Source organism: Paenibacillus sp. FSL R7-0313, assembly GCF_037969885.1.
Lineage (GTDB): Bacteria > Bacillota > Bacilli > Paenibacillales > Paenibacillaceae > Paenibacillus.
Genome location: NZ_CP150219.1, coordinates 2944011 through 2959238, shown reverse-complemented (window position 1 = coordinate 2959238; position 15228 = coordinate 2944011). Strand labels below are relative to the sequence as shown.

12 protein-coding genes are annotated in these 15228 nt (G+C 42.7%); 3 read left to right on the top strand and 9 right to left on the bottom strand.

Annotation, left to right across the window (positions count from 1 at the left end; translation table 11 throughout):
* Nucleotides 1-101: 101 nt before the first annotated feature.
* From NSQ38_RS13000 to NSQ38_RS12985, 4 genes are all read right to left on the bottom strand, one after another.
* Nucleotides 102-980 carry a TatD family hydrolase gene (locus NSQ38_RS13000; RefSeq protein WP_339789728.1) on the bottom strand — a complete coding sequence of 293 codons (879 nt, stop codon included), beginning with the start codon at nucleotides 978-980 and terminating at the stop codon, nucleotides 102-104.
* A complete protein-coding gene (locus tag NSQ38_RS12995; protein WP_339789725.1) occupies nucleotides 967-4134 on the bottom strand; it encodes a GNAT family N-acetyltransferase in 3168 nt (1055 codons plus the stop codon). The genes NSQ38_RS13000 and NSQ38_RS12995 overlap by 14 nt, the downstream gene beginning before the upstream one ends.
* A 238-nt stretch (nucleotides 4135-4372) precedes the next feature.
* A complete protein-coding gene (locus NSQ38_RS12990; RefSeq protein WP_017687002.1) occupies nucleotides 4373-4708 on the bottom strand; it encodes a type II toxin-antitoxin system PemK/MazF family toxin in 336 nt (111 codons plus the stop codon).
* Nucleotides 4705-5007 (bottom strand): AbrB/MazE/SpoVT family DNA-binding domain-containing protein, encoded by a 303-nt coding sequence (locus NSQ38_RS12985; RefSeq protein WP_017687001.1) that lies wholly within the window; start codon nucleotides 5005-5007, stop codon nucleotides 4705-4707. The genes NSQ38_RS12990 and NSQ38_RS12985 overlap by 4 nt, the downstream gene beginning before the upstream one ends.
* Before the next feature lie 396 nt (nucleotides 5008-5403).
* Here NSQ38_RS12985 and NSQ38_RS12980 point away from each other — a divergent pair, with 396 nt between their 5' ends.
* Both NSQ38_RS12980 and NSQ38_RS12975 read left to right on the top strand, forming a co-directional pair.
* Nucleotides 5404-6009 (top strand): DedA family protein, encoded by a 606-nt coding sequence (locus NSQ38_RS12980; RefSeq protein ID WP_133385793.1) that lies wholly within the window; start codon nucleotides 5404-5406, stop codon nucleotides 6007-6009.
* Between the two features lie 305 nt (nucleotides 6010-6314).
* Nucleotides 6315-6884: a hypothetical protein gene (locus NSQ38_RS12975; protein ID WP_339789722.1), complete on the top strand. Its 570-nt coding sequence runs from the start codon at nucleotides 6315-6317 to the stop codon at nucleotides 6882-6884.
* Nucleotides 6885-7010: 126 nt separating this feature from the next.
* Here NSQ38_RS12975 and NSQ38_RS12970 read toward each other — a convergent pair whose 3' ends face one another.
* The 3 genes from NSQ38_RS12970 to NSQ38_RS12960 all read right to left on the bottom strand — a co-directional run bounded on the left by NSQ38_RS12970 (nucleotide 7011) and on the right by NSQ38_RS12960 (nucleotide 10054).
* Nucleotides 7011-8210 carry an MFS transporter gene (locus NSQ38_RS12970; RefSeq protein ID WP_076319958.1) on the bottom strand — a complete coding sequence of 400 codons (1200 nt, stop codon included), beginning with the start codon at nucleotides 8208-8210 and terminating at the stop codon, nucleotides 7011-7013.
* Between the two features lie 335 nt (nucleotides 8211-8545).
* Nucleotides 8546-9583: an ROK family protein gene (locus tag NSQ38_RS12965; protein WP_339789719.1), complete on the bottom strand. Its 1038-nt coding sequence runs from the start codon at nucleotides 9581-9583 to the stop codon at nucleotides 8546-8548.
* 201 nt (nucleotides 9584-9784) lie between these two features.
* Nucleotides 9785-10054 carry a hypothetical protein gene (locus NSQ38_RS12960; protein WP_339789716.1) on the bottom strand — a complete coding sequence of 90 codons (270 nt, stop codon included), beginning with the start codon at nucleotides 10052-10054 and terminating at the stop codon, nucleotides 9785-9787.
* Between the two features lie 108 nt (nucleotides 10055-10162).
* Between NSQ38_RS12960 and NSQ38_RS12955 the strand changes: the two genes are divergently transcribed.
* A complete protein-coding gene (locus NSQ38_RS12955) occupies nucleotides 10163-10378 on the top strand; it encodes a helix-turn-helix transcriptional regulator (protein WP_169481938.1) in 216 nt (71 codons plus the stop codon).
* Here the strand turns inward: NSQ38_RS12955 and NSQ38_RS12950 are convergent.
* Nucleotides 10356-11105: a hypothetical protein gene (locus tag NSQ38_RS12950; RefSeq protein WP_339789713.1), complete on the bottom strand. Its 750-nt coding sequence runs from the start codon at nucleotides 11103-11105 to the stop codon at nucleotides 10356-10358. The two genes, NSQ38_RS12955 and NSQ38_RS12950, sit on opposite strands and share 23 nt — an antisense overlap.
* A gap of 42 nt (nucleotides 11106-11147) precedes the next feature.
* Nucleotides 11148-14981 (bottom strand): AAA domain-containing protein, encoded by a 3834-nt coding sequence (locus tag NSQ38_RS12945; protein WP_339789710.1) that lies wholly within the window; start codon nucleotides 14979-14981, stop codon nucleotides 11148-11150.
* Nucleotides 14982-15228: the final 247 nt, after the last annotated feature.

The following is a 15228-nucleotide window of genomic DNA, read 5'->3' as shown; positions in this document are numbered from 1 at the left end:
GGAGCTACATCACAGGGATTCAGCATGAACCTCACATCATCTTCCATGACTGAAGTGCATGGCTTACATCCCTCAGATATTAATAATTCAGTACTTAGGTTCTAACCCAGATCGGCAATCCGCTGTCCAATACGCGGAAACAGCCCAAAGGCATTCTCATAGAAGACTTTATCATGATGCTGTTCCGGTACAAGTCGACGGACAAATTCGGCATACAGATCGATGGGCGCAAGCGGCCAGTCGGTGCCAAACAGCATTTTCTCATAATGATCCGAATAGACCAAAGCCCGGCGGAAATGATCCATGAACAAAGGTTCGTTCATGAACCGTTCAAAATGAGGCCGATCCCCCACCACAAGACCAGACAAATCCGCATACACGTTCGGATTCTTCGCCACTACTTCTGCTGCATCCATCACCCAGGGGTCACCCAGATGACAGATCATAAAGTTCACACCGCGCTGCTGCAAGGCTAATTCATCCACCGTCAACGGATGCGAATACTTGAGCAACCCGTTCATGGAGTACGTGTCTCCTGTATGAATCACCACAGGCAAGTTGTACTTGGCTGCGAGTTCATAGACCGGGGCATAGATTTTGTCATACACATAGTGATGATAGTATCCGGCATAGAGTTTGATTCCGGCTACTTCAGGGGATTGCAGTCTTGCTTCAATCCGGTCAAGCTCGTCCTGAGCGTTTTTACCGTCCAGCGCATTGGGATTGATCCCCACACATTCCATGAGGAATGACGGAACCTTCTCTTCCAGGTCCAGTCCCATCGGGTTAGGGGAACTGGAATCCGGGAACGATCCCTTTGTCTGCTCCGTAACCCCCATTCCGATGCCCAGAATGACGTCGTTTTTATCAAACTCCGCTTTAAGACCAGCGGCAGAGTAATCCACTTTGGACAGATCAATCGCTGTTTGGTGAAAGCTGTCTATGTCCGACAGGTGAATATGAATATCAATGATCGGCATGTGGAGCCTCCTTTTCATCGGTAGAAGTTGCAAAATTCAGTTTGAGAAGGTCACGTACATCCGGTGAACTCAGTGGAATCTGTCCCAGGACAAGATAACTCGGCTCCGTCCAGACTGTTTCCCCGTGCTTGATTGTCAGATGATGATTCACGTGCAGACCCGTCACCTGATTATTGGCAAAAGCCCATGCACTCTGATTCGGGTAACGATGGACCGCATGCAGCATGTTTTCACGCGAAACCGATCCGACTCGCAAAAGGTCTTCAAGTGGCAGGCCCACATCCACCTTGCCTAGCGGGAACCGATCTTTACCCGGTTGCTCAATCCAACCTTCCGCAAAGACAGAGGATGGCTGGAGGAAACGTTCCTCCGCAAGCGAGTAATTCGTCAGCGTCAGGCCGCTTTCGTTTGTCACTTCAAGCAGGGTGCAGAGCACAGGAACACCCGGCAGCATCAGATAATGTTGGTGGATCGTGATCCCACGATTCGCTTCATGCTTCTCAATTCGGGTGGTCAGCTTTATGCCTTTCCAGACGTTGCCGTATTGATCCTTCTGCTCTGTCCAGGAAGCGGCTCTCTGTTCCAACTGACGGCTGAAGCCATTCATGCCTGGAACCCCAACACCCAGCCCGCCGTACCACGGATTCCACCACGAGCGTGGAGCCGGTTCAGGGTACGAGCTGTCAAGCCATTCTTCTCCTGCAACTTTCAGAGAGTGTACTACACTTCCGAAGTCAGGGGCAACGGAGATCGACAATACTCCATTGTCTACGGTGTACACTGGTCCAGATGAACCTTCTTCAATTATCTGCTTAATCTCTGTTTTGCTCTGCGGGAACCAAAGGGCCGTTCGCTCTTGAATCCGATCTTCGCCCCGATATAGCCCACGAACTTTCCAACCACTCACGTGCTGGTCTCGGTCCGCTTCGTCTGGTGAAAATGTCAGCTCGGCGGAGTTTAGATTGTGCTCCGGATTGAATTCCTTCACATTGGCCATAACCTCCGGTTTGCCACCCTGCTGTACATACAGCTCCAGCTTGCCCGCAAGCGAAACCAGTTTATGTTCAGTCAACGTTGCTTGCAGCACGTCTGGGGCAAATGGATTCCCCTCACTCAGTGTCAGATCCAGATGATTGTCCAGCAACTCAATGACCGGGTTACGCTGCTTCCGGGCAAACGCACGGAAATCCTGCCACTTGGCAAACGTGTTCAAAGCATATACAGTTGCCTTGGTCCGCACAACGGCCCCAGCTTCCAAACGTCCAAGCTCATGCTGCAACCCCAGCGTGTATTCCGGACGAAGCAGCTTCAGAGAAGGGTCCCAATAGATGCCGCACGCGCCGTACTCTTCCTTGCAAAACAGCCAGTTTTCCGTAATCTGTGAACTGTCCCAATGACTCGGATCGCCAGCGTAAGAATCCCCCATATCCACAAAACGATCTTGGTACGGGAGGATTAACCGGTTTCCGTAGAAACCGAAGTTATTCATTAGGTACAGGTCCTCTTCCCAGGCGGTGTCTCGTGTATTTTCAACCTCGTGGTGGAATTCGGCGATTCCATTCGCAGACAGCTTGACCACAGACTTAATCTGCAAGCCAGGGAAATCCTCCGAATCATATAGTGCTTCAAGAACCTGACGTTCCCCTTCGGGATAGATATTCACTTCTTTGGCTTGTTTCTTGGATAACTCTTCGGCAAACGGCTTACCCAGCTTCGGATAAGTCCACCAGAACGAATGACGGGAACCGGGGTATTCAATCCACATGTTATTATCTTGTTTGCTCATATGAATAGAGAATGCACCATTCACAGCCACCCATTGATCCTCAATCTGCCCGCCATATTTGCCCTCGATTCCCTTCATCAGTACAGAAAGTTTACTTGTAAAAGAGATTGCATGGCTCCCCACTGGGACAGCCGTCACTTCTACTTCTTGGGAATAGAGACCATATGAATGCAAGGTGAAGGGCACCGGCACAGACATTTTGCCTTTGGCAGGCACCGTAAAGCGCACCGCTCGCTCCTCCCATTCAAGGAATTCATCCTCTGGCAGGTCAAAGCTGAACTCCGTTTCGGCATCCACATTATTTTCCACGTTCAGAACCAACTCCGCCGGGATGCCTGGATAGAGCTCCTTCACAGGCAAGATGGTCTTGATCTTGGCCGGGAATTTCGGGGCAATGCCCAATCGAAACTCCGCTTTCTTCCCTCCGATCAACCATGTGCTGGCAACCACGGGATGGGTCTTATTGTTATTCTGTTCCTCTGTAATTGGATCAAGGTGAAACTCACCTTCCACGATGATGGTTTCTCCCGGAGCCACTGCTCGTGCAACGTCCAGCGCAAATCGTATGTTTTTGTTATCCTCACCCTTGATCTCAATCGCAAGTTCGGAAGCTGAAGTGTTCTTAATGCGATAGCGAACCTTATAGCTGGAACCGAATACCAGATCATGATCATCGACTTCTGTTGAGATTTCGTAATCCGGTGTTTCGATGGCAGTCAGTCCGCGACCCGACTTTTCAAATTCAGCCCGCAGGGAGACATCTCCCTTTTTCCACGTGTAGTCAAAGAAATCAAAACCACGCTCTCGTCGGCCATCCGGCTCGATCACGAGTTCACGCGTGCTGTCTGCATACCAATCTAAATCCTCGAAATAAGGAGCGAGTGCTTCGGTCTGCAAGATGGTAGGGATGAAATTCATCAGATGCACATTATCATCTTTTTTCTCCCAGAAGAATCCACATTTCTTGTACATCGGTACAGCCTTCGTATTCCCTGCCCACGTGAACAGATCCAGGCGAGGCCATCCGGCCTCCACGGTCTTGCGCACAGCATTCAGGATCAGGTTGCGTCCAACCTTGTAACCGTGATAGTCAGGACGTACATTAAGCAGCGGTACATATAGGGCTCTCTCGTCATAGCGGTAATGAGCAAAACTGCAGAAGCCAACAACCTCTTTCTCATGAACAGCTAGAAATGCATAAAGATTGGACGAACTCTCCATCTCCCGGCGAACTGTTTCCTCTGTTCTAAGGTTGGTGCCACCTCCCCAGCTTTCGTTACTACGGTTCCACATATCCGCAAGTGCGGCAGCGTAAGAGGGGTCGTATTCAATAATATGGATTTGATCAATAATCGAAGTTACGGTCATGTTCTGATCTCCTTCTCTTTATGTACAGGATGGTGAAGAAGCTAGTGATAGTCTTATCATACTATAATTGGAAGCATTTTCAGAGAATTAAAAATCTTTCTTTCCAACTTATATGTGCCTTTCGGAAGCTCTTGTTAGAAGCGTCAAGGATGGACGAATCTATTTAGGCATGAAAGAAAAAATCCACGTCTTTTAGTTAGACGTGGATTTAGGAATATGATCAGCTACTAATTTTCAATTATGCCAATATAGAACGGACATTGCGTAGAACTGATTTCATAAATTCAGAGGTTGGTTCAGCATGCCCCGCAATTTGGATACGTCGTTGCCGCACATCAAGACTCTTCAACTGGTCCGTCAAAACAACACCTGAAAATGGCAGCTCTTCTGGTAGTGTAACTTCAAAAGGATAATCCTTGGCTTGGCTCGTTATGGGACATACAACGGCAAAACCTGTTATTTCATTGAATTCAAGTTCCGATAGAACAATAGCCGGTCGTCTCCCGGCTTGCTCGTGACCCGCTTGAGGATCAAAGTCAAGCCATATCAGATCGCCTCGTTTGGGAATAATCAAAGTAACTCGTTCCCTTCAGTGCCAAAGTCTATTTCTTCATGTCTTGTATCCTGTTTCACTTTAGAGAGCAAAGTCTTTAGATGGTTACGTAGTTCCTCATTGGACTCTACAGGCTTGGTTTTTGGACGCAACAACAATTCATTATCTTCTGTCACCAAAATCTCGATTTCCGAGCCTTCTTCCAGATTAAGACGCTTAAGCAATTGGTTAGGAATGCGAATTGCACTGCTATTTCCCCATTTGCTAAGTGTGGCTGTAGTCATGGCAATCCCACGCCTTTCGTTTGATTGATGCTCCAATTATACCTCACCTCCCTACAGTTGTATATCTATATGATATACATGAAACAATAAAAGGATACATTGTATTCAACCATAATATGGATCTGGTCGATAATCGAAGTTTCGGTCATGTCTTGATCTCCTTCTCTTTATGTACAGGATGGTGAAGAAGCTAGTGATAGTTTTATCACGCTATAATTGGAAACGCTCTCAGAAGATTATATCAGTGCCTGGTATCCACTTCTGTATTGAGTGTCAATGGTTCCCTGTCTTATGTACGGGTAAACATATTGCCGCAGTGTGCCCTGAAATGGACATACATGTGAACTTTGACAAGCTCTATTCGCTATTGTTACTCTTTGTACAGGAGCGTTTCTTTTATATATAAAAAAGATAGATTCATGGAGGGAAAGCATGACAGAATGGATCACGCAATTTATACTCTTTTTTAAAGATTTGTCATACGCAGGTCTGGTCATTGCCTTGTCGTTTGAATTCGTACCCGCTGAACTTGTACTGCCCATGGCGGGGTATTGGGTGTATCTTGGGGATATGAAGCTTTGGCTGGCAATACTCGCTGGTACCGTAGGTGGAACGTTCGGACCTCTGACATTGTATGCCCTGGGACGATACGGCGGCAGACCGATGGTCGAAAAATACGGCAAGTATTTCTTGATTCGCCCCCACCATCTGGACGCTTCCGATACGTTCTTCGAGAAATATGGCAGTGGAGTAGCTTTCTATGGACGTTTTGTACCCGGCATTCGGACCGTGATCTCCATCCCTTGTGGTATGGCGAAGATGAATGTGTTTAAGTTCAGTATCTTTACATTCTTGGCCATGCTTCCGATCACCTCATTGTACATCTACTTAGGCTTCAAATTAGGCTCTCAATGGGAGCATGTGGACGAGATTGTTAAACCTTATATCGTTCCGGCAGCGGTGGTTTTCTTAGGTGCTTTTGGTTTGTACGTGCTTTTGAAACGTTGGAAAAGAAGAACGGCTTTGAACAAGTCATAGTCTTGTTTAAGTAAGGAAACAAATAGATGTAAAGCCCCGCCGATTGTGAATATCGGTGGGGCTTTTGTTTCAAGGGAGATTCGCCTGTCCTATATACAACGCCACCTTTCCGTTGAAACGTCAGAGAGAATTAATCCCTAAGCTTCGTCCCGGCCTTACAAGCAGTTTAATTCGTTGTTCCCAGTTTAAATTCTATTTAATTTTCTGCTGTTGCTGAAGTATTATTAACACACTGCTCAAGAAGTAGAAAAGCAATAATTTTAGTGGTACTATATTCCTATAAAATAGATTTTGGAGGTACGAAATTGAACTTAAGAGCACATAAGTGGAAATGGATTTCAAGTGTTATCGTATTACTAGGTTTAGTTTCATCAATAGTTTTTTACAGGAATGAACAAGCTTATGCCGAAGCAATAAAAAATGCTAAAGCAGCAGTGGAGCTAGAAGATTATGACTTAGCATATCAATCCATATCTGAGAAAAAACCAAAAACAGCAGATGAATTGTTATTCAAGAAGATTAAATTAATCAAATTTTCCAAATTAAACCTAGCAAGTGATTATGATTTAAGCCCTCCTTTAGGGGGTAAGCCTGATTTCGAATGGATAATGAGTAGTCTATTTACTGGAATTATCTCCATTGATGTTACTGATTACAAACGCGCCGAAGAATTAAATGTCACAAAAGAATTATTAGATGTTAGAAGACAATATCTTGATCAACTAGATTCAATTTTCTGGTTATCCGAGTATGAGGTTGATAACATATTAGCTATGACAGATGAAGAAAGAGATAAGAAAATTAAGGAGATTTATGTAAGAGGCGATGAAGTGTTAGAAGAAAATTTAAAAAAAATATTAAGAAAACGAAATTAAGGATATAAATACAGTACATACAGATTTTACAGCAGTGTGAGAGATACTTTTTATAGGCATCTTTCACACTGCTTATTTTATTTAATCGAACATACAAATGCACACTACATAGGAATGATCATCTAACTAAATCAATTCCTGCCTTCTTTTCAAATACACATACAACACTACGCCAGATACCGCACAGATCACCGCACATAAACCAATGAATCCATATCCCGCCTGAAGTCCGCGCAGCAACCCCAACTGAGTCGTTGAACCGTACAAATTCTTCACGCCCTCAATTACCCAGCCAATCACATAGTTACCAATGACACTACCAACCCCCATCAAGGTAACCGTGAACGTAATCGCGGTGTCACTGCCATTCGGATATCTACGTGCGATAAACGCCATCACTGTTGGATAGATCATCGCTATTCCCGCACCAGATATCGCAAAGAAAATCGCAAGACGCTCTCCCCCTGCAAGCGCCACGAACGTACAGACTCCCGAGAAAGCCGAGAATAGAATCAGTGACAATACAAATCCGATCCGGTCCGTCAATGGTCCAAGCAGCAGGCGTCCTAGCGAGAACGTGAGGAAGAACGCAGATAATAACCCGGAGGCTTTGACCGTGTCCCACGTGTAGGCTTTTTCCAAGAAATTAACCAGCCAACCCCCAACCGCCAGCTCCGATACCACGCCAAAAGAAAGAATGAGTACCATCAGCCAAAGGGCAGGATCACGTGTTAACGTCTTGAGTGAAGTCCGATCTTCATGAGGAAGATCATCCCCCGGGAATTTGCTGCGCAGCGCCGCAATAATCGGCAGCAGGCAGAGTGACAACATCACCAGATACATGCCGCGCCAGTCCAGTTCGTGTCCAAACACCTTCAAGGACATGACACCCGTCGCCAGCAAAGGTGCTACCGTTGAACTCAGCCCATAGAAGAAATGGGACAGGTTCATCATCGTTCCTGTGTTCTTCACAAAGATACGCGCACCCAGAATCGCCAAAGCAATCTCCAGCATGCCGTTACCGATGTACATGAAGAAGTACGATGAAGCAAAGAGTGGATAGGTATGAGACACATAAATGAACACACCCGATAGGATCATCGATGCAAACGATATGATGCTAACCGCCTTGATGCCCCATTTGCGAACCAGAATAGCGGTGAAGGAGCAGGCGATCAGATAACCCAGTGCGTTCAGGGACAATAACGTCCCTAGCTGTTTCTCATCTAGATTGAAGTCGAATTGAATGCGCGGAATGGCCGGCCCCTTAATATTTTCCGATATGCCGAATACGATAAATCCAAGAAAGATCGTTGCCAGCTGCATCGCGTACAGCTTGTTAAACTTTCGTTTGTTGCCTTGCGTACCTGCTTGCTGATTCAAAATAAGTTCCTCCATTGCGTCTATATAAGTTGAAACAAGGGTCATTAACTTGGACACTCCGATGACAGAATAACCTTCCAATCACTGTTATCCCCAGATTTTTTTAAATTTCCTTCCCAAAGGGAAAATCCGGGGATAAAGGCGACCGCTTCGCTTTTTCAGGTTTTTTCTGCCCTCTCCGTTACTTGTTATAATGAAATTGTTCACTTATATAAAAGCGTTATTACAACTCAATTGATCTGATGAGAGATCATCCTTCTGATCGACGTTCAGTTCCTTTACCACTGCTTCTCAACCACCTGAATGCGGTAGGTCAGGCTCTCCAACGTAACAGCGACCAGCCCCGTCACATATTCGCGCCGAGTGTCTCTTTGAATGATCAACTCAGGCATATGCTCCTGTGGGATCAGGTGATCCAGACAGCCTTGTAACAGGTTATCCCGCATAGCCGGGTCCATTGTATCCCCTGTAACCACAATCGTAGCCGGGTTAATGATCGCGATGATGGAAATCAGCGTCTGTACGACCAATTCCTGCAACCCTTCCACCGTTTTCAACATTCGCAATTGCTCTTCCCGTGACACGCCAAACGGTAGAAAAGATACCTCGCCCCCAAATTGCGTGTTCCCGGTCAGCGGACGACCATCAATGATAAAGCCTGCACCCGGAAAATGGTTCTCCGGAAACGTCACCACCGCGAAGTTCTTCTCTTCTTCAAATTGCTGCTGGTTGTAAAGTCCGTAGACCGTCAGGTTCATGTCGTTGCCAATGACCACTTCCACATCTTCATATTGCTCCTTAAGCCTTGGCCCGAGTGGCTGATACATCAGATCCGGTACGTCGCAAATTCCAATCACGCCGTTGTGTGCCACCCCGGGTATCCCGATACCAATCGCCTGCACATTGTGGTGTTGTTCGATCAGGTTTGCAATTAGATCCTCTACCACCCGGACATTAATCTCTTCCAAAATGAGCGTCTTTTCGTCCGCCATTTCCCCATTCAGATTGGCATATGTATGTGTGATCGAGTGAATACCGCCCTCTGTTCGAATAATCAGGCATAGTACACTCGCGTAGTCCGCATTGAATTGATACCGACTCGCAGGTCTTCCCCCACTCGATTCATCTGGGCCCAGATCGATAATCTCACCCGTTTGGAGTAATTCGTTCAGGATCGTGCCGCATGTCGCCACGCTGAGTTTGGTCAGGTTCGCAATGGAAGCCTTCGTGCCTACGCCCATGGATCGGAGCGTGTTCTTCACTAATTCAACGTTGATCCGCTTCACCTGTTGGGTGTTGTGTGATGTGGGTAACATGTCTTAGTTATATGCCTCCTTTCATTCATTTCGTACCATTCGATGAATGTTTTTAAAAGTGTTTTAATAATTGAAGTTTAGGGGGATTAGTGGGGAAAGTCAATGCTTAATTCAGTGCGAAAAACGTTTGGACGGGAAGGCAAAAGGACAGTTCAAGATCATCTTGTGTGATCCTGCGCTGTCCCTTTAGTTAAGGTGGCTTTATGTAGACTGACTCATTTGATTTGCCAAGATGCTCTTCTCCAATCGAACTTTAAATAACTTGCGGTTTAAGTCCAGTTCCATGGAATGAAGGTGATATGCTGCTTGTTTCACCGTGTCCATATGCAGCACCCCTGCTCGCTTGGCGATGATGTCCATGGCGTCCAGGATGAGTTTGTTACATGTGACCAGTTGGTCGACGTAATCGTCTTCGCGTTCAATGAGTTGTGCGTACTGCGAAGACAGGTCTTCGCTGTTGGTACTTGTCATGTCACCACTCCTAAAATTGGTACGCATAAGAGTACCAGATATACAAAAAGTATATGGTACGCTCATGCGTAACGTCAAGACCATATGGAAAATTTAGGAGTGATACTTATGGCTAAGAAAGTCGTCGTCAATATTCATAAACTCACGGAAAAACATAATATCTCGCTGCGCGAACTGGCACGATTATCTGATATCCGTCACGCTGCGTTGAGTGAGCTACAGTCTGGGAAAAGAGAGAATATCAACTTTGCTCATATTGAACGGATTGCAGAAGCGTTAGATATTGATGATATTAGGGAGATTATTGAGATTCTTGATATTTAAAATATCTTATCATTACATTTTCTTTTGCATGGTAAACAAAAAATTCCTTCTCAATTTTCTTCACATCGTTTTCTTTAGCTAGTATATGTCTTTCATTATCGTACATGAACATAAAATAAAGCCTCTCTAATTCTTCAATGATTCTATCATTAGTAATCTTTTCGATCTTATATTGTTGTTTAATAGGTTTCTTAAAATAACGAAGAATAGAAAGCCACATTTTCAGAACGATAAAATTATAAAAAATAAGAGACATTAAAATTGCGACAGTCATCAAGTAGTTCTGATTGATATAATTAGGTATTATTTGTTTAACTGAATCTAAATAAACATATGGAATTACTAACATAACCAAATAGGACGTAAGTATGATATTAGTTAAATATCGGTTCCCTACACCTCTGAATATTGATTTTAACCAGAAATATAACAATGTCAGAAAGCAGAAAATGGACAAACCCAACCAAAACAAAATAAAAAATATATTTGAGATAATGTGTATATCAAATAGAAATATAATTAACATAATTGCCATCATCATAATAGAAGAAAGAAAGATTGTACTTTGAAAACGATCCCACAGGTTAATTACTCTTAAATCTAACAACTCATCTATCAAGGTTCTGCTCTCTGATTTAATAAACCATTTTACAATATAATAAATAGATGTGATAAGTGGAACTATACCAACTATGGTTGGTATGCCTTTGTCAACAAAATTATTCATTCCTGTTGCCCTCCACGCGATAATTTAAATAAACTAAGATGATTATTTCAACTTCACCTGAATATATCTTTCATTTAAATACTTAATCATTCGCTCTTCTGTCACTAGACAACTGATTTCGTCCCGTTTATGCTTGCCAAGCTTAGAAAGCCAGTTATGTGATCCGAGGAAGAGATAACAATCATCAACCAATAAAATCTTGGAATGAATTGGAGGGATATAATTAAGGGATTCTCCCATCACGTCTTTAAGAGCGGAAACGGATTTGATATTTTCATCATTATTCCCATATGAGTTATCTCGTTTCACAATTCCAGGGATATTGTTAAGGTCAATTCCTTTTCCACCTTGAAATCCAAAACCAATTCTTACTTCCACTTGTCTGTTCATCGCAGCTTGAACCAAACTCACAAATTCTTCGTTGACTATATATGACATAATCCACGGCGAGAAAATAACGATCGACTTAGTTGCATGACGTAAAGCTTCCAGTAGCAACAAATAATGATCCCTCGGATTGAGAATGAGACGCTCGGGTAAATGCTCACGAATGTACACCGTAAACGGAGGATCAAGTACCTCTTTAGAATCTTCTGAAGAATCGATATATAGGCTGAATGCCATCGCATCCATATTCTCAGCAACCGTATGATATTTCTCTTCAAGCGGACTTATGCACACTCCGTTTTCTTTAATAATCTCTAATACATGCTTGAGGTGGTTCTGTTTGAGCTCAGAGATCACTTCAAGATTACCTACTAACACAAATTGTTCTTTGGCCCGAGACAGTGCAACATTAAGCAAATTAGTTCTCCCACCGACAAATGAAGCAATTCCCGCTTGCTTCGAATGATCAATAACCGAGCTAAAAATAATAATCTTTTTTTCCTGTCCCTGAAACGCATGAACTGTTCCTATATCTACATCAGGAATCTCCCTCTGTAACTTATCTTTTTGTTTCGAAAAAGGTGTAATAATGCCTATATCCTTCTTGATGTCTAAGCCATATTGCTGTACATAGGTCTCAACCAACCTCTGACAGACATTAACTTCCGACATATTAATATGTGTCCTGTTGTTCTTTAAGCCCCTTACATCTACCGCAACCAAATTTTTGCCAAACAGTTTTTCGTGGTTATCCTGATTAACAATAGTCAGAATTCCCCCATATACATGTTGATTAGAAAATTGCATAATGCCTTTTTCGCATCTGCGATGTTCCGTAAGGATTAATCCTTTTCTCGTGCCACGATGATCCCACTCATAAATATCTGAATTTCGATCAATGTAACTCTGTGCACTATTACGCTGTACACATACTTCCTCATGATATTTCTCTGGAACTGCTGGTATTTCTTCAATTACGTTGGTTTTCAGAATCCTCACTGGTTCTAATTGTTCAATATCGCCTACAATCACAGCTCTTTGAGATCGATATAGAGGACTGCTTAAATAATGCGGCATAATTTGACCTGCCTCATCCACCAGTAGTGTATCTATTAATCCAGGTAACAATTGAAACGTTCTTTCACCAAATGAATGTAGAGTTGACGTTACCACCGGAAAACACAAAAACACCGTATTCCATAGTGCCTTGATCCCTTTGCTGAATTCCCTGTCCCTCTTATTTCCTTCATTATAAAATGGTTGAAACCACGTCGTTGGACAGACCATTTTAAGATTGTGCAAAACTTCTTCCGTATGTAACTTCACGTACTGCTCAGTTACTTTCAACGAGTACTGAAAGAGTTCGTGTCTTTTCTCCAGAACAACTCGATCCGATGCAAAATCAAACATGCTATATTTTGAAACATCCTGAAATCCCCATTGAATAGCAAACTCTCGCTCCAACGACAAAAATTCATCCAGTTTTCCTATGAACTCACCAAGAAGCTGGATCTTTTGTTTACATATTAGTCGTTGTTGCTCCAGTTCTTGTAATTCCCCCTTCAGGACTAAGGTCTCTGCTGTCTGGTAATCTTGCTCCGATTGTTTGAGACGTAATGTTGTTCTTAGCTCCTCTTCTTCTTTCTCATTCTTCTTAATTAATTGGTCCTCAATATAACTCTCGGAAACATGCTCTTTGAGAAACGCTCTACGTTTAGGTAAAAACCATCCTAGCCAAGCATTCTTGTTCCATGATCGAAACTTTTCCAACGTCTGATATCCTTCTTTAATCCATGTAACATGTTCAGTTAGGTCCGATTCTGTAGCTTCAATCTGAACGTTCAAGTCTCTAATTGTATGGCTTCGTTCATGAATCGTCTTTCTTAAATTATCCATAGTATTGACAAGATCGTTTAATTTTCCATTTGTAGTTTCTATGTCCATGATATATACAGACAGTTCACTCTCTGGGTCATTTAATACTCTGCCCTGATCTGCAAAATAACGATTTAATTCCTCTTTAGCCGCGCCCCACTTCTCAATATGTTTATGTAGGTGTTCCAATTCTTGATACGCTGCGATAAAATGCTCTTTTGCAGTCACATCCATTGTCCGAGCTTCAGCCGCTTCTAACCCTTCAACGAAATCGGGAATAAATTCTTTCATGAATGCCGTCTTATTCGTGGTGTTGCCTAACCTTGCACAAAAGAAGCCTTTTGTTTCTTCGTCATCCGTTTTCTTTTTAACAAACTCTTCAAAGTAGGACACTTCCTTAAGCAACTCTAGTCCAATATTATCTACAGCTTTATTATTGGTACTTGTGAGCACCATAGAGAATGTTCTATCATCTATCTCAAATGGAATCCGATATAGCTCTTTACTTCTCTCTTTGAACTTCTCCCATGGCTTTTCCCACAGATCTGTCAGCGTTTTTGCCTTCATCACCATATTATTTGCAAATATTTCTTTAAGTAATGTACTTTTCCCAGTTCCCGGTGGTCCGTTCACTGATAACAAAGTGTGGTTATTAGCAGCCTCAATAATATGCCACTGTTTCTCGTTAATTGAATAGGTCTTCGTGTAACTACCGCGATGGAAATATCGACCTGTTTTTTCTTTAAGGTATGCTGTGGTGCTCTGTCCACCAGTTAAATATGTATTAAGAAGTTCAGGCAGTGGAGATTCGTTTGTTGTAAGTTCAAGAATACGTTCTATTTCTTTTTGGAAGATCGGTCTGATCATTTCCTCCAACATCTCAAATGTAATAAAGGCTTGATTGAGCATCTGCCAACCTTCATAACTTTTAAAGCCTCTTAGGTTTTTATAATATCTTGCGTATAGCTCATCATTTAAAATCTTAATAATTTCATGTATGTCTTGTTGTTGATTGTACGTATTTGCGTCCATTAACTCCATTAAATTTTCTTTCTCGATTTCCTCTACCTCAAATGCAGAACTGTTTGTCAATTTTGCAACAATAATCCCCAAGCTTTCACGATTAATATAAAATTGATCTACCTTTAATTTCTGTTCTTCTATACGTCCAATAAACGTGATTAAGGGTTTGGTTGAAGTCTCTTTGTATGTCGCCTTTTTCAAAAGTGGATAACAAATCGTTATAGAGCTATCTAACAAGTTAGAAATAAAATTTTCCGTATTTGTCCTGTTATCCTTATATTTAAAAGGGACGCCTGACAGAAACTCCTCTACGGACTTCGTACCAGAAACAGCAAGTTCAATCTCACTGTTCAGCTCATCTTCTGTATATGTTCCTTTATTCAAATGATCTTTAATATCAGGGTAAGATGATATTTTTTTAAATATATCTCCCTTACGTTTATCCTGAACAATTTGCTCCATTCGGTCAGAATCACTGAGAATCTCACTGCTGAATAGTTCTCCTTCTACTTGGCTCAATGAGTTTCCCATCAGCGCTGTTTTCTTTTCATATTCAACAAAATACCGAAGTACATTCCTACTATCTAACACTTAATCGCCTCCATCAATAACCATATACCTTCATTACCTCACTTATTATATACGATTTGTTAAATATAGGACATAAGACTCTTATCTTTTCTGGATTACATCTAATATATCTATATTACACGTCTTTTTGAGCCTTAAGGTATGAAATACTTATAGCGTATGAATGCTAACATCTAATTAGGTATTTGTCTTAGTTAATAGTTAGCCATTAAGTGATTAATGAGATTAATGAGCGACTATGATACGA